Raw genomic sequence first — 22985 nt, 5'->3', positions numbered from 1 at the left:
GAACAAACTGGCGAAATTCATCGGCAGAAAGAATATCCAGCGTTTCAGTAACTGTACTTACCGACAGGTTCGTTGAATAATTAAAGCGCAAATTGGTATCAGCCCCTTTCTTCGTAGTGATTACAATCACACCGTTCGAAGCCCGCGAACCGTAGATAGCCGTAGCCGAGGCATCTTTCAACACCGTAAAGGTTTCTATATCATCGGGGTTAATACCACCAATCACATTGCCACCACCTTCGATAGTAGAGTTATCAACCGGTACACCGTCAATCACAATCAACGGATCATTGGAGGCGGAAAGCGAAGCACCGCTTCGGATGCGAATCGTGGCGCCTGTGCCCGGAGCACCGGAACTGGATACTACGTTTACTCCCGGTACTTTACCCACCAGGGCATCCTGAGCGGTTGTGCGCAGTCCTTTATTAAAATCATCTGGCTTAATGGCTGTTACCGAGCCTGTTGCATCCGACTTCTTTACGCTGCCGTAGCCGATGACAACCACATCTTCAAGCATCTCGCTATCTTCCGTCATCACGATCTTCATGTTGGCAGAAGCAGGCATCTCCACGTTTTTATACCCTATATAGGTAATCAGTAATGTAGCCTTAGGATTTGTGATCGAGAGAGTAAAGTTACCGTCCACATCACTGATCGTTCCGTTTGACGTTCCTTTCTCCAAAATATTAGCTCCAATAATAGGCAGATTATCCTTATCGAGGATATTGCCCTTTACAACCGTTTTCTGTGCGGCAACGCTCACACTGAAAACCAAAGCAAACAGTACCCAAACATACCGCCATCTACTTCCAAAAGTTTCCGGATTCTTCTTGTTTTTCATAATAGTTTTAAATTAGTTTATTATACGTGTAACAAAGGCATCGCGTGTCTCATACGATACGAAGCAAAAGTAATTTCAATGGTATAGCAGAACAACTACACGAAGCGGAAAAGTAAGTAAATAAAGAAGAGAACAGAAAGTAACATCCTATTTATCAACATATTGACAAATAAGAGTAAAAGAGAAAAAGTAAGATCAAAGGAGATGTAAAACTACAGTTTCTGTACCTGAATTGCCAGATCCTTGCCCGGAATGATCGCTTTATTCCGCATTTTCATCCGGTAGTTGTAAACCGTTTGAAGTGAATAATGAAGGAAGTTGGCAATCTTGGAATTATCATTTATACCCAAACGTATGAGAGCATATATACGCAACTCAGGCGTCAGCAGTTCACCTTCCTTCAGCTGCACGCGCTCTTCTTCCTTCAACAGAGCATTAAATGACTCCACAAAATTAGGAAAGATGGAAAGGAATATAGTATCAAACTTACTGATGAAAAGCTTGAAATCATCGGAAGTGGAAGATTGTCCGCGGAGTGTCTTTGATATATCCGCCATAGAGCCTGTATTTGCAATCTTCAGTAATGCCTTGCGGTCGTTCTCCTGCTTATAGATATATTCGGAACATATATTGAACAGCAACCCGATATATTCTTCCTTGATATGATTTGATTCCTGAATCTGCTCATTCATCCGGGTGAGGTTCCCAGCCATTTCCTGCAAACGCAGATTCTGTTCGGCCAGCGATTGCTTCACCTTCAGCAGTTTGGTATTCTTCTTACGGATAAAGAAGAAAGCGACAACCAGGGCTATTACCAATATCAGGAGTATCAGAAGGGAAAAGAGCACCCGATTCTCATCAGCCTTAATACGCGCATCATTAGCGGCCTGAATGATGGGGAGATATCCGGCAATGTCAATAAAGCGATAGCGGGCTTTCCCGAAGTTCACATCTTCCAGGGAACATGAAATATAATTATAAGCCCTTGCAATGTCTCCTTCCTGGAAGAGAAGTATTGCCAGATGCTGCAAAGACATATACACCTTCTTGGCATTGGCAATATCAGTCAATGAAGCCAGAATAAGATAATGCCTTGCCTGCAAAGTATCCTGTTTCCCCAAATACAATTCTGCCAGAAGATACTCCATTCTCGCTCTGTCCGAATTATCTTCTGCACTTTGCCCATAATAATCTTCCAGCAGCCGGATAGCCTCATCCCACTTTCCGGACATACTCAGCCGACCGCATTTATTGGTAACATAGCTGGAAGAGTGTGGTTCGCTAATCGCAATCAGCGTGTCTTTATAAGCCTTTATCTGCTGCCAGGCAAGTTGTTTGCCGGGGTCATCTATGGCATCATTATAGCAGGATAAGTAAATGGTGTGGTATAGATAATAGAAATAAGTATCCTTTTTTACATCTTCCGTCCGTTTCACTTTGCCAAGCATAATCAACGCATTCTCATGCTTTCCCATTTTATTCATTACATCGGCTATGTTCATCAGCCCCTGATTGATTAGCGTTTCATCCTTCAGACTTTCTGCCAGTTGCAGTCTCTCCTTTGCGATAATCATAGCCGTATCAATCCGAAATGAACGATATTTAGTGAACAGATTCCCTAATATATCAAACCTGAGTTTATCATCTTCCGCATAATCCAGCGTCCGGCGAATGTCTGCTATTTCCTTTTCCACTTTTTGCTGGTAAACCTCACGATGCTCGATCATCTTATCCAGTTTTAAAAGCAGGGCATCATCGTCCGCTTTGACCGCAGCCCACAGACCGGAACAAATAAAAAGACAAAATAAGATAGAAACAGAATATCTGGACATTAGACTACAGGTTATATACTTCAAGAGCAAAGATATAGATTTTTTCTCTATGATAATCCGTGTACTGCCTCTTTTTAGCAGATAAAAGGCAGCTTACTTCTTATTACCGATCTTTATCAAAGCCATTCCGATGGCTATCCATAATAATTCGCGTATGCGGGTAATCAGTCCCACATAAACGCCCAATGCCGGGGACATGTGCAACCCGTCCACAGCCAATGCCAAACCACCTTCGCGTGCGCCCAGCTGCATCGGAAAGAAGAATATCAGATTACTGAACAAAGAAGAGAAAGCCAGTATCAACACACAGTCCCACCCGTTAACGTCCGGTGTGAAAACGCTTAGAATAATGTATATTTCAAGACTGGAGAGTATGCGTGCCGAAAGTTCCAATAGCAAAGAACTATAGAAAGTTATCTTATGCTGGCTATGCAGCAAGGCTATCTGACTATCAATCTGTTCCAGAGTATCTTTTTGCTTCACAACGAAACTATGCGCCCACTTCCTGACAAAGGGTACCTTCTGTAAGAACCGGAAAGTCTTCACCGCCATCCCATTTTTATATCCACGGGTAAAGAAATAGATAGCCAACAGACAAAATGCCCCTATTGCAGTAAGCAATATTGCCATAAAGGTATTCACAGGATACAGGAAGATATATAAGAATATGGAGAGAAACCAGAACCAAAAGTGAGAAAAGATGTGCATCATCACATATAGAATGACCGAAGACGTAGCTTTACTTACGCCTACATAGGGAGTCAGTTCCATAATCCGATACGGTTCACCGCCCATCAGTCCGCCGGGTGTAGCGTAATTTATGGCAAAACCTGTGATCGACAACTTACAGACCTTCCAGAAAGGGACGCTATATTGACGGTCGTCCCTGATTATCAGATACCATGAACAGGTATTTATCAGATAGACAAAGAACCACAACAACATGATTACAGGAAACCAAAAGCCTATGCGCTTCACGTTCTCCCAAATGTCGGAATAATCCATATCCATTGTACAAAGCATAATGACAATGGCGAGTATTCCGAAAAGCAAGAACAAGTTACGGTATTTATTCTTCATTGCAGGAAACCGGTTATTAATCAGTCAGATCACGATAGATATCCCCCAGTGTCTTTCCTAATACCGGGTGTATCACATCGGGTGCAATCTCCGCCAACGGCTCCATCACAAAGCGGCGTTCCTGCATCAGCGGATGGGGAAGTTTCAGGATAGGGGTGTCAAGAATAAGATCTCCGTAAATCAACAAATCAATATCTATCACACGATCTTTATACTCTCCGTTCACCGATTTATGGGTACGCCCCATCTCCTGTTCAACGGACTGGGTTATGGAAAGTATCTCCAACGGCGGAAGTGAAGTCTCCGCACAAACGGCAGCATTCAGGAAAGCATTATCAGAAGTAAACCCCCACGGGGCAGTAGCATAAAAAGCGGACAGGGAAACAATCTTCCCTATCCGCTCTTCTATCTTGTGTACAGCAGTCCGGAGATTCTGTTCTTTATCTCCCAGATTAGTGCCGAGGCCTATATACACTTTCGCCATCACCAGTCTATTCTATCTTAAATTCCCGTTCTCTATCCAAAGGAACAAAAAATTCTACCTTACCACATTTAGGACAGACATATAGGTCAAAGGCTTCGCGATTCTGGAATAGCTCAAACAAGTTCCCCAAAACACCTGTGTTCATTCCTTCATGAAACTCATATTTTCCAGAATAAGCCATCTTGACCTGACAGCGTAAACAGTCAATAGACAGGCCTCTACCATCGTTCTCTCCTGCCAGATTCAGATCCAATATCTTATTATCCGGAAAGCTATAATTGCAGTTCCAGCAGATTTCAAAGCTATCTTCTACTTCTTCGTGGCACTTAGGACATATTTTCACAACTATACTTTTTTACTTATCCGTAATCAACATCGCATCCCCATACGTACCGAAACGGTAACCTTCCTTCAAAGCCACATTGTACGCCTCCATTACCTGATCGTAGCCACCGAAAGCGGCAACAATCATCAGCAACGTGGAAAGCGGCATATGGAAGTTGGAAATCATCGCATTGGCTACTGTAAAGTCATAGGGAGGGAAGATAAACTTGTTAGTCCATCCTTCGTATGCCTTCAGGTGACCGTCTGTACTTACGGTACTCTCAATGGCACGCATCACAGTGGTACCTACAGCGCAAACCTGTCTGTTCAGGTCTTTGGCACGATTTACAATGCCGACAGCTTCTTCGTTCACAATCATCTGTTCAGAATCTGTCTTGTGCTTCGTAAGGTCTTCCACATCAATATCACGGAAGTTACCCAAACCGGCATGTAGCGTGATATACGCAAAGTCGATACCTTTAATTTCAAGACGCTTCATCAACTCACGGCTGAAGTGCAGACTCGCAGTAGGAGCCGTCACCGCACCCTCATTACGGGCAAAGATAGACTGGAAACGCTCCGAATCTTCCGCCTCTACAGGACGGTTGATAATGCTGTGAGGCAGCGGAGTTTCGCCCAACGCATACAAAGCCTTCTTAAACTCATCGTGCGGACCGTCATAGAGGAAACGGAGCGTACGGCCACGAGACGTTGTATTGTCGATAACTTCAGCTACCATAGAGTCGTCATCACCGAAATACAGCTTATTGCCGATACGGATCTTACGGGCAGGGTCTACCAACACATCCCACAGACGGAGTTCTTCATTCAACTCACGCAAAAGGAACACTTCAATACGGGCACCAGTCTTCTCCTTGTTGCCATACAAACGGGCAGGAAATACTTTCGTATCATTGAAAATGAACACATCCTTATCATCAAAGTAGTTCAAAACGTCTTTGAATTCTTTGTGCTCAATCTCACCTGTCTTTCTATGCAGCACCATAAGGCGCGACTCGTCTCTGTACTTTGTAGGGTGCAAAGCAATCTTCTCTTCCGGAAGCTTAAATTTAAATTGCGACAGTTTCATATCTATTCTTTCTTTAAGTTATTCTTCTGTTTCTATCTCTTGAGCGTCTATCCACTCTTTAAAATCCATCGGATCGAGGCAATCTTCCAGCCGGACATCACCTACACGGGTGCGTTCCAAAGCCGTAAGATGGGCGCCACTGTTCAGCGCTTCACCAATATCACGGGCCAAGGCACGGATATAAGTACCTTTACTGCATACCACACGGATCTTAATTTCCGGCAGATTACATTCCAGCAACTCTATCTCGTCAATCACCAGCAATTTCGGTTTCAACTCTACTTCTTCACCCTTACGTGCCAGGTCATAGGCGCGTTTGCCATTTACCATACAGGCCGAAAAGGCGGGGGGAACCTGTTGTATCTCGCCGATAAATGTCTTCAACGTTTCTTCCACCAACTCCCGCGTGATATGCTCAGTAGGGTAAGTGGCATCTATCTCGTGTTCTAAATCGTAAGAGGGGGTAGTGGCACCCAATTGAATGGTAGCGACATACTCCTTCGTATGATACTGGAACTCTTCTATTCTCTTCGTAGCCTTGCCCGTACAGACAATCATCACCCCTGTTGCCAAAGGATCGAGCGTACCGGCATGGCCTACTTTCAACTTCTTTACTTTCATCCGCCGGCAGATGTGATAACGCGCATGTCCCACAACCTTGAACGATGTCCATCCCAGCGGTTTATTGAAATATAATACTTCTCCTTCTTTAAACTTCATCCGTTATCCTTGCATTTGTGACAGTACGATGGTTACGATACCGGCTATTGCACAATAAACAGCGAAGTATACCAGTTTTCCTTTCTTCACAATATTAATCATCCACTTACAAGCCAGACAACCCGCCACAAAAGCTGCAATAAATCCTATCAGCAATGATAACGTTGAAATGCTTCCGGCAATGTCTTCTCCTTTCATCAACTTGATACCATCCAGCAGCCCTTCCCCCAATATCGGAGGCATTACCATCAGGAAAGAGAATTGAGCCAGCTTTGCTTTATTGTCACCCAGCAACAATCCGGTTGCAATCGTGGTACCGGAACGTGAAAGTCCGGGAAGCACCGCACAAGCCTGAGCCAAACCTATAATGAACGCATCTTTCATGGAGATGTTCTCCTTCTGCTTCGGTTTATAGTAATAAGAGAATGACAGCAAAGCAGCCGTTACCAGCAACATGCAACCCACAATCAGCAGGCCTGAACCGAAAACTGCCTCCACCTCATCTTTAAAGAACACACCCACAATGCCGATAGGCACCATAGATATCAGGATATTGATTACATAACGTGTTTCATCATTCATCTGAAACTTAAACAGTCCCTTGAAAATCCATTCGATTTCTTTCCACAAGACCACCATTGTACTGAACACCGTAGCTACGTGCACTACCACCGTAAATGCCAAATTTTCCTCTCCCTGAATACCAAACAATGCCGAACCGATAGCCAAATGTCCGCTACTACTTACCGGCAAATACTCTGTCAATCCCTGGATCAAGCCCAGGATGAGCGCCTCAAACCATTCCATGTAGTTGATTTATAAATTATAATTTATGAATTATGATAGGGGACACATGCCCCTCTGCACATAGCTTTTTATTCTTTTATTCCTTCATTATTCATTTGCTTGTCACGCGGTTTGCGCAATACGGCGTATATCATGAGCAAAAAACCCACAAGACATACCACGGGAGCTACTTTAATACGTCTCGCACTAAAAATATCCGGTTCAAAGTGCGTCGGGGTAGACACCGGACCGGTCATCAGGATAAAACCGATAATCACCACCGCCATTGCAACGGCAAGCAGGATAAAGTTAGTTTTATCGAAAGCAAATTTCTCTTTACTCATCTCTTTATTTATGATTTAATTGTTTACAATTTAACTTCACTCAAAACATCTCTTATTCCTCTATTAACGTATAAGCTGTAATGTTCAATACTATATATAATAAAGCGTACTCGCCTTCATCCGCAGGAACTTATTGATGGACAGATATGCACAGAACCACGTGATACACACTCCAAATACAAGCACCGATACGGAAACCAGCAACATAACATTGGGTGTGATAACACTGATCAGGTCAGGCTCATACACCACCAACCAATATGCCGCAGCCCACAGAACACCATCGGCAATGACAGCCGCCAACACACCGATCCAGAAGTTACGCCACAGGAACGGACGCCTGATAAAACTCCAACTTGCACCTACCAGCTTCATCGTATGAATCAGGAAGCGTTTAGAGTAAATAGTCAACCGGATGGTATTATTAATCAATGCAAAGGAAATGAAAGCCAGTAATACAGCCAATCCCAACAACATCAAACTGATATTACGGATATTCTCATTAACCATATTTATCAGGTCTTCCTGATAACGCACTTCCTGTACATTGGTATTCTTCTTTATCTCTTTTTCTATTTTGGCAATACTGTCGGTATTCGCATAATCGGAGTGCAGCTTCACTTCGATAGAAGCATGAAGAGGATTGTATCCCAGAAAATCTTGCGGATCTGTCCCCATCGCCTCAATCTGTTCACGAAGCGCCTGCTTCTTCGAAATATACTCGGTAGACCGTACGAATACTTCCTTATCCAGTCTTTTTTGTAACTTCAGAATATCCGTTTCCTTCATATCATCGCTGATGATAATAGAGAAATTGATATTCTCCTTTACATACACAGAAAGATTGTGAGCAGTCAGTACGAAAAACACCACCAATCCCAGCAGCAATAACACCAGCGTCGTACTGATGCTGGAAGTAATGAACTGCATATCAAAATAGGATACGGAATTATTCTTGTTTTTCGTCTTCATGCCTTATCATCTTACCATTTTATCATCTTACCACCTCATATCTTATTTCTGCTTCTTCCTGAATACATAAATCATCGAGCTGCTTCGCTCCTTGCTCGCCAACGTGCTGAACCACGCCAACGTACCACTGAGTATCCCCCGGAAGAAAGACATCGAATGTCCCATATACTTTTCGCTTAGCATCGACACATAGAATGCATCAAACGGCATCGGATGGCGTGCAGCCAATATAAATTCATGCTTTGCTCCCAATCTCTGAATAGTGCCGGGCGTAAAATGCCATAAATGACGGGGAACATCGTAGGCAGCCCAGTGCGCACCATATTTCTTCGCATCATACGAGGAGCAATTGGGCACGGCAATAATCAACACGCCTTTCTCCGTCAACAGGCTATTCAGTGTATCCCACGTTTCATTCAAATGTTCCAGATGTTCCATGACATGCCACAAAGTGATGACATCAAAACTTCCGGGAGCAAAATCCTGTAATGCGGTATCGGGTTTCACATCCAGACCGAAATGTTCTTTGGCAAAAGCACGCGCCTGCGCATTCTTCTCCACTGCTTCCACCTGCCAGCCCCGCCGCTTCATGGTATCGGCAAAATATCCTGTTCCCGTACCGATATCCAGCAAACGTCCTTCTTTCCGGTGTGCTTCACGAGCCACCAGACGTGCCTTGCGCCCCAGCATATAACCACGCACCCAATGGTACGCCTTATTCATAAGCCCCTTTTTCGTATCAGAATGGGAAATATAATCGGGAGTCTCATAATATTTGCCTATCTCAGCCTCCACAGGAAAATCTTGCGTAAAGAGAAAGTCGCAATCCTGACAACGGCACAGATAAAATGCCTCGCTGGAAGCATAATGGTCTATGCAAGTCATAGCACGCTCTATATGCGCACTACCACATACCGGACAGACTTTTATGGTGAGTTTATTCATTGAACGTTCTGCAATAATGAAGTGCAGCCTGAACTGAACAGACCGCACTATACCCGAATTTGGTGCAAAATAACAAATAAAAAGTGACGCATCGGGCTTTCTTTAAGGAGATTTAATAAAAGAGAAGTTTAAACACTTGTTTTAAATAAAAAAAACATATATTTGTCGGTACAAGAACACTTCAATCACATACTATCATGAAAAACGCTTTACTCTCCTTACTTTTTTGCTTCTGCTGTTTTCAGCTATTCGCTGACGGACAAACTATTCTACCGAACCGGAAATTCGGCAAACCTACCATGGAAGAACTGAACATGGCTGTTTATGAACCCGACTCCAGTGCCACCGCCGTTATCCTGTGTAAGCTGACTGACATCAGTTATAAATGGGGAATAGAAAGCTTCCGGCTGGTTTCTGAGTATAAAGTAAAAATAAAGGTACTCAAACCGGAAGGAACCTCCTATGCCGATGTCATCATTCCCTACTACGAACTGCCTAATAACGCCATGAAAGAAAATATAATCGGACTGGATGCCAGCGCCTACAACCTGGAAAACGGAAAAATTGTACGTACCAAAATGAAGAAAGATGTAGTTTTCAAGGAGCGTGTGGGCGAAAGCCGGATGAACCTGAAATTCTCCATTCCGCAGGTGAAAGCCGGAACGCTGATAGAGTATGAATACCGGGTAGAGTCCGATTTCTTCTTCAGTATCGACAGTTGGAAAGCACAAAGTGATATTCCTATCTTATATACCGAATATAATGTCACCATACCCGAGTATTTCAAATTCAACATAGAGATGCACGGTGCGGAAAAGCTGGAAACCGTAAACGAAAACGCTTCCCTCAACTTATCCATCGGATCGCAATTGCTCCGATGCTCCGGGACGCATCTGAACTTCCAGGGTAACCAACTCCCCGCTCTGAAAGACGACAATCATGTGTGGTGCGCGGATGACTACTGTACACAAGTAAACCTGGAATTGCAGGGAATTGATTTCCCCGGTTCCCTCTACAAATCGTTCACCCAAAGCTGGGAACAGATTGACGAAACATTACTGAAGGACTCGGACTTCGGTAGCAGACTGAAAATGAACAATCCGTTCAAAGAAGAAATGACTGCCCTGCATCTGGAACAAATGAAGGGAGCGGACGAAAAGATATGTGCCATCTACACGTTTCTGAAAAACAAAGTGAGATGGAATGAGAAATATGCCTTATATAGCAAATCACCCAAGCAAGTGCTGAAAGAAGGCACAGGCAGCAATGCCGACATCAACTTTATCCTTATCAGCATGCTGAAAGATGCCGGAATACCCGCCTATCCGGCAGTAATGAGCCGCCGGGATATGGGCATACTTCCTTATAGCCATCCCAGCATCCAGAAACTAAATACATTTGTCGTAGCCATCAGCCCTACAGACAGTACTCTGGTTTATCTGGACAGTTCCGTAGAAAATGGCTACCTTAATGTCCTCCCTCCTGTACTGATGACCAACCGTGCGCGTATTATCGCTCCGGACAATCACAGTCAGTGGGTCAGTCTGGAAAATGTAGGGTCAAACCTGCTGAGATCAAGCGTGAAGGCCGGAATTTCTTCTGAAGGAGTTGTTACAGGCACACGTGAAACTGTTTATATAGGTCAGTATGCCTCCCGTTTGCGTAATAAATACCGCACAGCCAAGGACAGTACCGAGTTTGCCAGCAAACTGGCTTCCGAAGAAAACATACAGGTGAAAAAACTCCAGATGGAAGGGAGAACCCACTTCTCACCGCAAGTGTATGAACTGGTAGAATTTGAAAAGCAGTACACTGTTAACGATCAGTTCATTTACGTCAATCCGCTTGTATTCCTGCATGTCTCCGAATCTCCCTTCAAACAGTCGGAACGGAAACTTCCCGTAGAATTTCCCTACACAGATCAGGTGTCCCTGACCATAAATCTGACCATTCCGGAAGGATACACAGTCGATGAAAAGCCGGAGAATCAGAGATTGCAGACAAGTGACGGACAAGTGCTTTGCCGATATATAATCACGCAACAGAATAATCAGGTCACACTCAGGTATTCTTTCCGGTTACAGAAGCTGCTGTTCCTGCATACTGACTATCCTGAACTGCAACAATTATGGGAATTGATTGCCAAGAAGAATAATGAAATGATGGTTTTAAAGAAACTGTAACGCGGAAATTATGAAAATGAACAAATTATTTTTCGGTCTCCTGCTACAAGCCGCCTTTTACTCCGGCAGCCTGTACGCTCAAGCAGATTTGCGTACCGACGCATACTCTATCATACAAGATGCCGTAACGGATATCGTATGCAGTTCATCCACCGATGCCATCCAGAAAGAAAAACGTGTGATACAGGTATTGAATGAAAAAGGAAAAGAAGATGCCTCCTTTGTCTGTCTGTGCGACCGTTTTTCCTCTCTGAAAAAGTTCTCCGGAGAAGTTCGGGACGCCTCCGGCAATGTGATCCGGAAAATTAAAAAGAGCGAACTGAAGATTACCGAATATTCAGACGGCCTTGTCAGTGACGACTATTACTATTTCTTCGAATATACCCCGTCACGATATCCTGTTACCATCACCTACGAATGGGAGATAAAGAACAGCGATGGACTGATCGGCTACCCCAGCTTCGTTCCGCAAAAGAGTTATAACCAATCCGTTGCGCAGGCAAGTTACCGTATTCTGACTCCGGCTGACAATCCTTGCCGTTACCGGACCATCAATATGCAGGCAGAAGTCAGCCAACAACAGACAGCTGACGGAAACTGGCTGACAGAAGTCAAAGTCCAGTCTCTACCCGCTATCAAAAAAGAACCCTACAGCCCTTCCCTATCCGAATTGCTGCCCCGTATCTATTTCACTCCCCTGAATTTCTCTTTCGAAAGAACTAAAGGGAGTATGGAAAGCTGGCAATCGTATGGCGAATGGCAATATCAGTTATTGAGTGGAAGAGACCAACTGCCCCCGACACTAAAGGAGGAATTACAAAAACGGACGGCAAACTGCAATACCCCGTATGAAAAAATAGCCGCAATCTATCAGTATCTTGCATCCACTACCCGCTATGTCAGCATACAGCTAGGAATCGGAGGGTTGCAACCCATAGCCGCCGCCGATGTAAACCGCACCGGCTTCGGAGACTGCAAAGGACTATCCAACTATATGCGTGCCATGCTTACAGAACTGGGTATTCCATCCGTTTACACCGTAATCAGCACTACTAACAGGCGTTTATTAGCCGACTTTGCCAGTGCCAATCAAAACAACCATGTCATCTTACAAGTACCGTTACCCAATGATACGCTTTGGCTGGAATGTACCAATCCTACTTTACCCTTAGGCTACGTGCATCATTCCATTGCAGGGCACGATGCTCTACTCGTCGGTCCCAACGGCGGAACTCTTTGTCAATTGCCAACGTATGCGGACTCTCTGAATACACAAGTCAACAACACCCTCGTAACCCTGCAACCGGATGGAAGTGCAAAAGTAGAAGTTAAACAAACTTCCCGCCTGTTTCAATATGAAGACATGGCATCCATTATCGACATGGAGCCTGCCCGGCAGAAAGACTGGCTACGCTCCGACATCAACCTGGTACAGGCTAAAGTCGATGCCATCCGTGCCAACGAAATCAAGCAGAAAGAGCCTCAACTGGATATCTCGTACACCATCGAAAGCGAACAATATGGAAACAAAACCGGAAAACGCCTGTTTATCCCGATCAATATTTTCCACAGAAGCTTTTACAGTCCGAACAACCAGGGAGAACGCACTCAAAGCATTCAAACCAATTATGGCTATCTCGATATAGATAGCATCAGCATCCGCCTGCCGGAAGGATATGAAATAGAATCATTGCCTAAACCCGTTGATCAGGAAAGTAAATTCGGCAAATTCCGGTCTTCCATTACCTTGGGCGACGCAGGCAATGTTTTTATCGTTCATCGCCTGCTCTATTACCAAGGCAATTACCCCAAAGAAGACTATACCGATTTCCTGGATTTCCGCAAAAATATCGCTACTCAATACGGGGCAAAAATAATATTGAAGAAAAGTGGGGAGTAACTACTATTACTCCTCACCGACATTTTCATAAGTACGTTCTTCCTTGATTTCTCCCACACCCGAAAAGTCCGCATAATATTCACGAGACAGTTTCAGGTATTTATCAAACAAACGACGGGTAACGACCAGCTCATCCCCATGAGTGACAGGTGTTCGTGCTTTACCCGTCTGATCCACATAGGCAAGTTCCCATTCAGCAAGCCGGTTGTAAAAGTCGTTTGCACGGAAATCTTCTCTACCGTAAGCCAGGGATAGCCCTTCCTCCTGATAATCAGTACCTGCATCCAAATGTCCCTGCAACATTGTATAGAATTTCTGCCAGCGAGGCAAATAATACCCGTTAATCAAACCTGCCCATTCCCTCCATGAATAGTCAAATATACGCGGATCACCATCAGCCCCCCAAATAGTGACCAATGAAGTTGCATCACGTTCCATCAGATCCTTTTCCTCTTTAGTCTCTCCCCAACTGCGGGCTTCAGTCAACCATCTGTCAAAACTATATTCGCTACGTGTATAAAGCAGTTCATCCATATCTCTCAATAATTCAAGAAAACGTCCTGAGTGCAAGGCAAAGGCCGCCTTATCCTTGGAAGCAAATGCTTCTGCCGCCTTTTTGTGCACTAATTGCCCCAGATTAGTCATCATCTGGCGTTGCACATCTACAATATCAAAACGATAAGGTTTGGAAAATGCCAGTTTATCAGCATCCTTCAAAAGCTGCGACTGAGCCCGAATCACCAACATCGGTTCATAAGGAATACCCAAACCCGCATTCGGGCCAGACTTCTTTACATTCAATGCCGGACGAGCAGCTACAATAGAGCTCCTTTCCGTTCCATTCGTACCCCGACGATAAGGACCTTCCAACAGGTACATCCACGCTTTTCCGGCAGCAGCAGATTTCGCTCCATACCGACGTTCGGCATAAGCAGCAAGCCATGCCTGCAAAGGAATACTATCAGCATGATTGGGCATTTCAAAAGCCAGTTCATAGTAAACAGGATTCTGCTCAATGGCCTCCATAAAAAGTCCGGACCCACACACATTCGGATAACGCGCCTTCGCTTTCTGATACTGGTTAGAAGCCAACAAAGCTAAATCGCCATGCATATTGATGCGTCCGCCAAAATTGTGAAGATTACCAGCTATCACAGGATATCCCCAACCACCGTTAGCAGCAGTTTTCGATCCGTTTAAGTCCAATATCAGTAAAGATTCCTTAGGAACAGCTTTCACTATATCTTCCCGCATACTCCATGCTTGCATCACCCACAAAGCTCCCGCATCAAATGTCTGGAAAAGCTTATGTATGGTCTGTCCCACCCCTGTCAGATATTCAGGTGTATCTATCGGAGGAGCGCTCTCGTGAAAAGGATCGGCTGCGTATACCCCATAGCTACCAAACAATTTATCCTGCTCTTCCAGAAAAGCCAAGCCCATTTCATGAAACAAAGGGTCAGTCGGGTCTAGTTGAGCAGTACCATCAAAACCACACCACTTCCGTTTCATACTGATTTTGGCTTGCGGATATTTAGCTTGCAATTCCCGTGGAACATATCCCGAAAAGCCCTGCTGAATAGGTTGCATCCCTAATTCCAACTGACGCGCCAATATCTTTTTACCCAATATGACATGCTTATCTATCACCGATTTAGGCAAAGGACCACCATAACTCTGAATATTCTGCATCCACTGCCATGCCGAATGTCCCGGTCCAGTGAGAAAAGCCCGGGCTTCTTCTTCCGTAAAATTAAAGCGTAACAGCGTATTATACCATACACCATCCAGCCCTACAGAAAACAAAGGCATATTGATAGCATTCATCGCCATGTAGTCCAGTTCTTGTTGCCAACGTTCCCAATTCCACCACGCCGCAGTATAGCTTACCGTGCAATAGTTCATGTAAACGCGATATTTACCATTAATAATCCTCCGTTCTTTATTCGCAGGCTGTGGCAATTTCGCAGGCAATTTCAATTGATTACCAAACCAGGATACATGGGCATGGCACGTATACTTCAAATACCAGTTGAAAGCAGTTGCCAAGGAGACCGCATTGTTTCCCCGCAGGATAATTCTCTGCCCGTCACCATCCACTTCATAAACATCACTTCCATTTTCCGGCTGTATCATCTCTAACCGATACTGCGAAGCATAACCGGGAGTAACCCGCTCTATCAGGTCATACACTGCCTTTTCCGACGTTCCGCCACCCCATACGGGCAAACCACTGAAACAAATAAATAAGGTAATCAAACAGAAATTCTTCATAGCATATTATTTTGGAGACAAAAATAGTTGCGTTATCAATAAAAGGATATTGATAATGTACCAAATGTTTGAACTCATGTCTCAAAAGGAATAAATTTTTGTTTTATTCCGGTCACTGTTCGATAATAAGCGGACAACTGTCCGATAATGAACAGCTCACTATTTCTATTATTTGTTGATTTTCAACCACTTATTACTTTGGCACAGGAATTGACTATTATTAAGCGAAAGCGGTCAGCAAAAAAAATAAAGATTATCTGCCACTTTTCAGCAAGTAGTTCCGTCTAACAGATAAGAGCGAAAGCCAAATAGAAATAGTAACAATTAAAAAATAAAGATTATGAAAACTACAAGTTTATTTAAAGCAGTCGCATTGGTAGCTATTATGGTAGCAAGTGTTCTCAACTCCGAAGTGAAAGCTCAGGACGGTTTCATAACAAATCAAGTGATGAACGGCGAATTAGTCGCATCCAAAACTATCTTCAAACAAGAAGGCTCTTATCTGCAACGCCACATGCAATACACTTTTACTTATGACGACCAAAACCGTCTGATTAGCAAAGAAGCATCCAAATGGGATGGTGCAAAAGATGCGTGGGTGCCCTATTTCAAGATGACTTACCAGTACAGCGATAATGAAATAACCATGAATTACGCCCGCTGGAACGAATCTCACAAAGCTTATGATGAAGCCGTTCAGAAAAGTGTATACGAACTGAATGACGCAAATATGCCGACGGCTTACAAAGCCTACAAGCAAGACAATAAGAATAAATCAGATTGGACTCTGGTTAACCACAAGCAGATGGACTTCACGACCAATCTATTAGCAATTGCAAAGTAATAAATATAGAAATTAAAGTTAACAATTAGTTGAAAAGCACGGGCCGTGAGGCTCGTGCTTTTTTAGTTATCCGATTACAAAACAGCTATAAAGCACCTATTACCGTTATATTGAATACTACTATTACTGAAGCCCAACTTCTGTTGAGCTTCAGTAGCAAATAAACAAAGTTAAGGTTCTGGCTATTAATTACTAAATCTACAATAAATCTTTATGTCAATACATATCTTAAATCTGATAATGGGTATACCTCCGGCACATAATGCTTATTCACTATAACAGAAGGGGTTTTACTTATCTTTTGTTCCCGACAATATATCTGTTGTTTTGTCCACACATCACGTACCTCAGCCGTTATACTATATATACCCGCGTCTTCCATGTGCCTGTTTTCATACCACTCCCCCAAAAGCTCTATTGCCCTATCCCAACCGACAACGTAATAAGCCGCAATAATAATCTGGACAATTTCCTCACCCAACCTATCATTTGGAAATGTTACCAATACTAATGACACGGGAACACTTGAAGCAATTTCTACCATATGACGATGAACACTTGCACAATTCTTGCAATTGGGATTAGTCACTATCATCAATTCATTACTACCTTCTTTTTGATTATGCAATGCAATATCCCGACTTACCATTTTCCCGATCTGAGGTTTTAATGCCAACAATATTTGAAAAGTTTCCGGGTTAAGCAGGCTGCCAAAATATTTTTTTAAAGTAATCCTTTCCTTCTCTCCGGTTTGTATGGCTCTCAACTGTAGTTCAAAAATCAAACAGATATACCCTATGACCACAAATGCGAAAAGTGAGGATAATGACAGCTCCATTACAAAATCATTTTTCAATATATAAAGAGTTACCGCACTACCCCATACCGCAAAATCAGCCAATACACAAAGCATGCAGGCTTTACGCAAAATAAAAACCTGATAAATAATAGAGTATAAAGAAAGCGTCACGGCTACAACACAACATACAACTGAAATTATATAAAAATCATCCTGCCGGATAAGCGAGAATAGATAAAGAGGCGCAAAGTATAGCAGAGATAATTCCCCTAACCCTAACCCTGCTATACTTGCCCCTTTAGAGTGAAACACTTCATTGCAATTCACTATCTTACCGATATTACAGAATCGCTCCATGAATTCCCCGTTCACCCGCTCTTTGTAGAGGATGGCGACAGATACGAGTATTCCAAAAAACAATACAGATAAATAGAACATAAAGGCAAGCGACCGACTCTGACAAAACGCAGTCTGGAGTCCCAATATCAGGACAAAGAGCAAAGCAATAATAAATCTATAACGCAATAAATAAAATACGATATTTCTCATTATATAAAATTGCTCGTTCGGTGTTGCTTCAGTAGGTTCTCCCAATAAGACTGTACCTGTCCAATGCTGTAGAAACTTGTCTACCTTTACATGTCGTTTACCACCCTCTCCATTGATAAATTCTACGATGAAATCGTCCTTTTTCGTCACAACACAAAAAGATTTTTTGTCCACCTCAAGCATTGTGATAAAAGGAGTTTCCAGTTTTAAAAAGTAATCACGTGACAGGAGCCGAAACACCTCATTCTTTATATGAAGCGCATCCAGTGCATCACTGATACCGCGCATACCACCTCCCAACGGAGTACTAAGCAGGCGATGTACAGTATCTCTACTTACCTTTACAGACAATGTCCGCAGATAACAATAGAGTACGACACTGATATTATCAGCCCCGGTCATGATTACCTTCGTTTATCTATCAGGATATTATAAAGAAAAAGTGCCTTCTAAGGAGTTTCCGTCAGAAATAACCTCTATTATATATTCTCCACTATCTTCTCCGTTCAAATCAATAGAAAAGTTTGTAGGACTAAGAAGCGTCTTTGAACAAACAGTTTTCCCTGTAGTTTCATTTATAACACTGATTGCAACAGTAGGGAATACTTTTTCAAAATAAACAGTTATTTCTCCATTATCCAAGTAAGCATACACCGGTTGGAGAACAACACTACGAGTTTTGGGAGCATCTTCCGGACTGGTACTACTACTTTGTCCACTCATGTCCCTGTCATCACTTTTTTGTGTAAACACAATCTCTTTAAATCCAAAATCCAATTGTGCTTTCACTGAGCTACCTAAAACCAAAAATAGAAATAAAATAGATAATACTCTTTTCATAATGCATAACTTTTTGTTTGATGCCGCTAAACTACAAAAGTCCATGCGAAAAGAGTGTGTCACAAGTGTGCCACCCCTATATTTTGCGCAAGATTTCTTTAAATTCACTGTTTTGTTCAACGCCAATCCGTTCACATAAAGCATTCTTTTTCCGATAAAGTGTTCTTCTGGAAGAATGCATCAAATATGCTAAATGAGCAAATGGAAAATCTGTCAAACTTAAACATACTAAATAGAGTTCCTCTTTGGATAATTGATACTTAACATGAAAACGTGAAATGGCATTATTCCACTGGGAGTCCATGCTGACAATTAATTCCTGCCATTCCTGATCGCTTATTTCTTTATCTGATGCATCTTTATCCAGATGATCTTTTATAATTGCCTGCATTTTTGCATAAAGTGGTGAATGTAGGAAGGCCTCTTTCACCAAAGCTTTTCTCCTTAAAACCATTTCATCCAGTTCTACCCGTATTTTTTCCCTTTGCTCTTCATCAATCCGGCAAGAAGCTAACTCTTTCCTTAGATTTTCAATTTCCAGGTCTCGTTGGGTTATCTCTTCCTGTAGACAAGCATAATGTTGACTCAAGTCTTGGTTTACTTTCTCTAATTGCTGATTATTCTTTTGCAGCAAATCATTTTTTCCCCGATATTGTTTATTTTTTCTATAAAGAAAGAAAACAATCATGATAACTATAATCGTTATCGGTATAAAAACACACAAATATATATTTAAGCGTCCTTTATAATACAACTGATGGAGCGTTATCTGGGCGTCGGTTTCCGCTTCAACAATCTTATCAGTTACTACATTCCCACGGGATTGATATAAGCTATCCTTATATGCAGAACTATATCTTTCCAGTTTCATAGACAAGACTGCATTACCTTGAATCATTGCTATATCCGCCAAACGCATATAGGCATCCGATCTTCTCCCGTAATCCTTACTTACCAGACTCTTGTTTAAATAAAAAGTTGCAGAATCATATAGCCCAACCCTATAGTAAGCATCTCCCAAAATAAGAAAAGCTTGATAGGCTCGTGTAGTATCCTTTCGCAGGGAAAGATTAAGTTTTGCGTAAAAGAGAGCCTTTTTACCTTGATCCATTTTACTATATAGACGACTTAATGTAGCTGAAACATCAGCTTTGATCGCTTTATTTTCAATTCTATTTACCACTGTAAAAGCATCCAGTAACTTTTGTTCAGCAGTACCAAAATAATCATTACCTTTCATAAAGGCAATAGAACCCTGCCTGGATAGAGCTTCTGCCCAAAGAGTAGTATCTTTTAATTCTTGAGCAATGTCCTCCATTAACTGATATACAGAATCTGCTTTTTCCTTGAAATTCTGTATATAATAAATATAGCCAATATTATTGTATATCAATCCCAATTGCCGTTTTTCCACAGTTTCCTTCGTCAAAGATGCAGCTATAAGATATTCCCTGAGTGCCTCTGCCTGACGGTTCATGTCTCTATACACACATCCCCAATAATAGTGTGCACTTGCCCGCATCTTTGCATCCCCCACTTTATCATAATGTGCAACAGCGTAACGTATCAGCGAATCATCTACCTGTACAACATAATTTTTATCTCTTGCCTGTGTCAGCAACAGCGCATAATAGGCACTATCAGCCGGTGAGGCAAATTCCTGAGTAGAGATATTCTGCAAAACAGACAAGGCACTATCCGGCAGCGACCGCATAAGGGAATCTGCCCATATCAATTGCTTGTTATTGCTTTGCCGGGCTGTACAGGCCAACAGCAAAAAAGCAACTAAAAAGAGTATAATAGCTTTAGTTTTTCCCATTCTATAAGTCATCTACTGAGTCCTTAGTTGGACAAAGATAATGTTTTCCGGCCAAAGGTGTCAGATGTTAGAAGAAAGAATAGACCAAAATCAGAAAAAGTAGCCAATCTTACTTTACATTGCCTCCCCCTCATACCCGGTTCGTACCCGGCTCGTATCCGGTTCGCTATTTGTACTTCTGTATAGAAGCGAAAAAGGTACGAATCGAGTACGGAGAAAAAGAGTTTTTAACCAAAAACGGAACATAATAGTAGTGGATTATCTCCGTGTGAAACGTCAACTGCATACAAGAGTCAGAAAACCGTTTATAAACAATACATTATCAATACATTACCACTTTTCAGAAAAATTCTTGAACGCTTATGGCAAAAATGGCAGGTCGAAAAGAAAACTTTCCCATACCTTTGCCAACGCAACGAGAACCAAACATCGCTGCACACCGAACAACACGATGAAGATTGCTGCAGAAGTCTTTTTAGCAAGTTCACAAAGAAAACTAATTTATTTACAACACAAAAAAGAAAAAATTATGGGAACAATTAAACAAGGAATCCTCGGAGGATTCTCAGGAAAAGTAGGTACAGTAGTAGGTAGTACATGGAAATCGGTACATTATATGCGTGCATTGGCGGTAAGTTTCAGTGATCCACGCACCGAGAAACAGAAGAATCAACGCTCTAAATTTACAGCAGCTGTTAACTTCACAAAGGCAATGACACCCTTTCTGCGTTTTGGATACAAAGAATTTTCCGGACAGCAATCAGCATTCAATGCTGCCGTATCGTATATTCTGAAACATGCAATGAAAGGTAGCGGAACAAATGTCTCAATTGACTACAACAAAGCTTTGGTGACACGTGGCAGTCTGGTACCCGCATTGGATGCCACAGTAACCGTAAACGAAAGTAAAGTAACTTTTGCCTGGACCGACAACAGCGGAATGGGTGACGCAACAGTTACAGATGCCGCCATGTTACTGGCATACAACAAGGACAAAGGGATGGCTGTTTATGATATAGCAGCAGCCACACGCTCCGATGCCAAGGCAGAACTGAAACTTCCCGCCAACTGGAAGGACGATGCACTGGCCATTTACCTCGGTTTCTGCAACGAAGACGTCACAAACGTAGCCAACAGCGTATGCTTGCAAGACACTCCGGTAAGTGAAGGTTCGGAAGGCGATGGCTCTGAAGGCGGTGGCTCAGGCGATGGTGGCCTGGATGAGAACCCACTGGGATAAACTGACGGCAAACGGCCGGGATTGAAAAAGAAAAGGGAAGCTGAACGGAACTAAATTCTCCGGCAGCTTCCCTTTGTTTATTTCTAACTATAATGATAATTTCTTACTTTACCTCTTCTCCCTTTAGTGTTGCTGAACTAGCTTCTGTAATTTTCACCATTACAAAATCACCAATACGGTGCGTACCACGGTCGAACACCACGACACGGTTTTGCTCCGTACGCCCTACAAGCTGTTCACGCGAACGCTTGGAAACTCCTTCCACCAGAACTTCATATGTCTTACCAATACAGCGGGCATTAGACTCGGCGGAAAGGCGGTTTTGCAGAGCAATAATCTCATTCAACCGACGTATCTTTACCTCTTCGGGTACATCATCCGGCAAATGCTTGGAAGCATAAGTACCCGGACGCTCAGAATACTTAAACATAAAAGCTGAGTCGTAAGCACATTTCTCCATCAGAGAAAGGGAAAGCTGATGATCTTCTTCCGTTTCGGAATGGAAGCCTGAGAAGATATCTGTGGATAAGCCACAATCGGGAACAATGCGATGGATAGCATCTACACGGTCCAGATACCATTCACGGGTATATTTACGATTCATCAGTTTCAAGATACGAGAACTTCCACTCTGTACAGGCAGGTGGATATGTTTACACACGTTGGGAACCTGTGCAATGACTTCCAGCGTTTCGTCACTCATATCCTTGGGGTGCGAAGTAGTGAAACGGACACGTACACCCGGCGCAGCCTCAGCTACGGTACGGAGCAGCATAGGAAAAGTTACAACTTCTCCGTTCGGTTTCTCAAAACGGTAAGAGTTGACATTCTGACCCAGCAAAGTGACTTCTTTATAACCTTTCGCCACCAAGTCGGACACTTCATTAAGAATGCTTTCCACATCACGGCTACGTTCCCGTCCACGGGTATAAGGAACAATGCAGTAGGTACAGAAATTGTTACATCCACGCATAATGGATACAAACCCGGAAATGTGATTACCGCAAATACGCGAAGGGATAACATCCCGATAAGTCTCAGTGGTAGAAAGCTCTACATTGATTGCTTTCTCGCCCGCCTCCACAGCAGCAACCAAGTCAGGAAGAGTAAGATAAGCAT

General features: G+C 42.9%; 20 protein-coding genes. 4 read left to right on the top strand and 16 right to left on the bottom strand.

The window, feature by feature from the left end:
- The 11 genes from BACCELL_RS09370 to BACCELL_RS09320 form a co-directional block, all read right to left on the bottom strand.
- A partial coding sequence (locus BACCELL_RS09370; protein WP_007211491.1) for a TonB-dependent receptor plug domain-containing protein occupies nt 1-841 on the bottom strand: 841 nt, incomplete at its 3' end.
- Between the two features lie 212 nt (nt 842-1053).
- Nucleotides 1054-2673, bottom strand: a complete 1620-nt coding sequence (locus BACCELL_RS09365; protein ID WP_007211490.1) for a DUF6377 domain-containing protein — start codon at nt 2671-2673, stop codon at nt 1054-1056.
- Between the two features lie 93 nt (nt 2674-2766).
- Complete coding sequence (locus BACCELL_RS09360) at nt 2767-3753, bottom strand: lysylphosphatidylglycerol synthase transmembrane domain-containing protein (RefSeq protein ID WP_007211489.1); 987 nt, start codon at nt 3751-3753, stop codon at nt 2767-2769.
- A gap of 16 nt (nt 3754-3769) precedes the next feature.
- Complete coding sequence (gene folK / locus BACCELL_RS09355; RefSeq protein WP_007211488.1) at nt 3770-4237, bottom strand: 2-amino-4-hydroxy-6-hydroxymethyldihydropteridine diphosphokinase; 468 nt, start codon at nt 4235-4237, stop codon at nt 3770-3772.
- Between the two features lie 7 nt (nt 4238-4244).
- A complete protein-coding gene (locus BACCELL_RS09350; protein ID WP_007211487.1) occupies nt 4245-4580 on the bottom strand; it encodes a hypothetical protein in 336 nt (111 codons plus the stop codon).
- 12 nt (nt 4581-4592) lie between these two features.
- Nucleotides 4593-5651, bottom strand: coding sequence for a tRNA preQ1(34) S-adenosylmethionine ribosyltransferase-isomerase QueA (gene queA, locus BACCELL_RS09345; RefSeq protein ID WP_007211486.1), 1059 nt, complete (start codon nt 5649-5651; stop codon nt 4593-4595).
- Nucleotides 5652-5669: 18 nt separating this feature from the next.
- Nucleotides 5670-6371, bottom strand: a complete 702-nt coding sequence (gene truB / locus BACCELL_RS09340) for a tRNA pseudouridine(55) synthase TruB (RefSeq protein ID WP_007211485.1) — start codon at nt 6369-6371, stop codon at nt 5670-5672.
- A 3-nt stretch (nt 6372-6374) separates the two neighbouring features.
- The gene (locus BACCELL_RS09335; RefSeq protein WP_007211484.1) at nt 6375-7178 is read right to left on the bottom strand and encodes an undecaprenyl-diphosphate phosphatase; all 804 of its coding nucleotides are present in this window, start codon (nt 7176-7178) and stop codon (nt 6375-6377) included.
- A gap of 68 nt (nt 7179-7246) precedes the next feature.
- On the bottom strand, nt 7247-7501 hold the full coding sequence (locus BACCELL_RS09330) for a DUF3098 domain-containing protein (protein ID WP_007211483.1): 255 nt from the start codon (nt 7499-7501) through the stop codon (nt 7247-7249).
- A 90-nt stretch (nt 7502-7591) separates the two neighbouring features.
- Nucleotides 7592-8473, bottom strand: coding sequence for a cell division protein FtsX (locus tag BACCELL_RS09325; protein ID WP_007211482.1), 882 nt, complete (start codon nt 8471-8473; stop codon nt 7592-7594).
- Between the two features lie 42 nt (nt 8474-8515).
- Nucleotides 8516-9418: a class I SAM-dependent methyltransferase gene (locus BACCELL_RS09320; protein WP_007211481.1), complete on the bottom strand. Its 903-nt coding sequence runs from the start codon at nt 9416-9418 to the stop codon at nt 8516-8518.
- A gap of 197 nt (nt 9419-9615) precedes the next feature.
- Between BACCELL_RS09320 and BACCELL_RS09315 the strand changes: the two genes are divergently transcribed.
- Nucleotides 9616-11601, top strand: a complete 1986-nt coding sequence (locus BACCELL_RS09315; protein WP_007211480.1) for a DUF3857 domain-containing protein — start codon at nt 9616-9618, stop codon at nt 11599-11601.
- A gap of 10 nt (nt 11602-11611) precedes the next feature.
- Nucleotides 11612-13501: a DUF3857 domain-containing protein gene (locus BACCELL_RS09310; RefSeq protein WP_007211479.1), complete on the top strand. Its 1890-nt coding sequence runs from the start codon at nt 11612-11614 to the stop codon at nt 13499-13501.
- A 6-nt stretch (nt 13502-13507) separates the two neighbouring features.
- On the opposite strand, the gene BACCELL_RS09305 is transcribed toward BACCELL_RS09310, so the two are convergent.
- Complete coding sequence (locus BACCELL_RS09305; protein WP_007211478.1) at nt 13508-15775, bottom strand: alpha-N-acetylglucosaminidase; 2268 nt, start codon at nt 15773-15775, stop codon at nt 13508-13510.
- 340 nt (nt 15776-16115) lie between these two features.
- On the opposite strand from BACCELL_RS09305, the gene BACCELL_RS09300 reads away from it, so the two are divergent.
- A complete protein-coding gene (locus BACCELL_RS09300) occupies nt 16116-16619 on the top strand; it encodes a DUF3836 domain-containing protein (protein ID WP_007211476.1) in 504 nt (167 codons plus the stop codon).
- Nucleotides 16620-16830: 211 nt separating this feature from the next.
- Here the strand turns inward: BACCELL_RS09300 and BACCELL_RS09295 are convergent, their stop codons facing one another.
- The 3 genes from BACCELL_RS09295 to BACCELL_RS09285 form a co-directional block, all read right to left on the bottom strand.
- Nucleotides 16831-18369, bottom strand: coding sequence for a vitamin K epoxide reductase family protein (locus BACCELL_RS09295; RefSeq protein ID WP_007211475.1), 1539 nt, complete (start codon nt 18367-18369; stop codon nt 16831-16833).
- 27 nt (nt 18370-18396) lie between these two features.
- Entirely contained in the window at nt 18397-18807 is a 411-nt protein-coding gene (locus BACCELL_RS09290; protein ID WP_007211474.1) for a DUF3244 domain-containing protein, read from the bottom strand.
- Between the two features lie 76 nt (nt 18808-18883).
- A complete protein-coding gene (locus tag BACCELL_RS09285; RefSeq protein ID WP_007211473.1) occupies nt 18884-20626 on the bottom strand; it encodes a hypothetical protein in 1743 nt (580 codons plus the stop codon).
- Nucleotides 20627-21155: 529 nt separating this feature from the next.
- Between BACCELL_RS09285 and BACCELL_RS09280 the strand changes: the two genes are divergently transcribed.
- A complete protein-coding gene (locus tag BACCELL_RS09280; RefSeq protein WP_022208905.1) occupies nt 21156-21866 on the top strand; it encodes a DUF6266 family protein in 711 nt (236 codons plus the stop codon).
- Nucleotides 21867-21969: 103 nt separating this feature from the next.
- Here BACCELL_RS09280 and miaB read toward each other — a convergent pair.
- Nucleotides 21970-22985: tRNA (N6-isopentenyl adenosine(37)-C2)-methylthiotransferase MiaB (miaB, locus tag BACCELL_RS09275; RefSeq protein WP_007211471.1), on the bottom strand; the 1016-nt coding region annotated here is incomplete at its 5' end.

The organism is Bacteroides cellulosilyticus DSM 14838 (genome assembly GCF_000158035.1).
Taxonomy (GTDB): domain Bacteria; phylum Bacteroidota; class Bacteroidia; order Bacteroidales; family Bacteroidaceae; genus Bacteroides; species Bacteroides cellulosilyticus.
The sequence above is the reverse complement of the archived record's forward strand: the minus strand, read 5'-3'. Positions and strand labels throughout refer to the sequence as shown.

Bases quoted from the DNA above. Each gene is read 5' to 3' on its own strand.
- BACCELL_RS09330 (WP_007211483.1), bottom strand. From the start codon at position 7,501: ATGAGTAAAGAGAAATTTGCTTTCGATAAAACTAACTTTATCCTGCTT.
- BACCELL_RS09295 (WP_007211475.1), bottom strand. From the start codon at position 18,369: ATGACCGGGGCTGATAATATCAGTGTCGTACTCTATTGTTATCTGCGG.
- queA (WP_007211486.1), bottom strand. From the start codon at position 5,651: ATGAAACTGTCGCAATTTAAATTTAAGCTTCCGGAAGAGAAGATTGCT.
- BACCELL_RS09335 (WP_007211484.1), bottom strand. From the start codon at position 7,178: ATGGAATGGTTTGAGGCGCTCATCCTGGGCTTGATCCAGGGATTGACA.
- BACCELL_RS09320 (WP_007211481.1), bottom strand. From the start codon at position 9,418: ATGAATAAACTCACCATAAAAGTCTGTCCGGTATGTGGTAGTGCGCAT.
- folK (WP_007211488.1), bottom strand. From the start codon at position 4,237: ATGGCGAAAGTGTATATAGGCCTCGGCACTAATCTGGGAGATAAAGAA.
- BACCELL_RS09285 (WP_007211473.1), bottom strand. From the start codon at position 20,626: ATGGGAAAAACTAAAGCTATTATACTCTTTTTAGTTGCTTTTTTGCTG.
- BACCELL_RS09300 (WP_007211476.1), top strand. From the start codon at position 16,116: ATGAAAACTACAAGTTTATTTAAAGCAGTCGCATTGGTAGCTATTATG.
- truB (WP_007211485.1), bottom strand. From the start codon at position 6,371: ATGAAGTTTAAAGAAGGAGAAGTATTATATTTCAATAAACCGCTGGGA.
- BACCELL_RS09325 (WP_007211482.1), bottom strand. From the start codon at position 8,473: ATGAAGACGAAAAACAAGAATAATTCCGTATCCTATTTTGATATGCAG.
- BACCELL_RS09365 (WP_007211490.1), bottom strand. From the start codon at position 2,673: ATGTCCAGATATTCTGTTTCTATCTTATTTTGTCTTTTTATTTGTTCC.
- BACCELL_RS09290 (WP_007211474.1), bottom strand. From the start codon at position 18,807: ATGAAAAGAGTATTATCTATTTTATTTCTATTTTTGGTTTTAGGTAGC.
- BACCELL_RS09310 (WP_007211479.1), top strand. From the start codon at position 11,612: ATGAAAATGAACAAATTATTTTTCGGTCTCCTGCTACAAGCCGCCTTT.
- BACCELL_RS09360 (WP_007211489.1), bottom strand. From the start codon at position 3,753: ATGAAGAATAAATACCGTAACTTGTTCTTGCTTTTCGGAATACTCGCC.
- BACCELL_RS09315 (WP_007211480.1), top strand. From the start codon at position 9,616: ATGAAAAACGCTTTACTCTCCTTACTTTTTTGCTTCTGCTGTTTTCAG.
- BACCELL_RS09305 (WP_007211478.1), bottom strand. From the start codon at position 15,775: ATGAAGAATTTCTGTTTGATTACCTTATTTATTTGTTTCAGTGGTTTG.
- BACCELL_RS09280 (WP_022208905.1), top strand. From the start codon at position 21,156: ATGGGAACAATTAAACAAGGAATCCTCGGAGGATTCTCAGGAAAAGTA.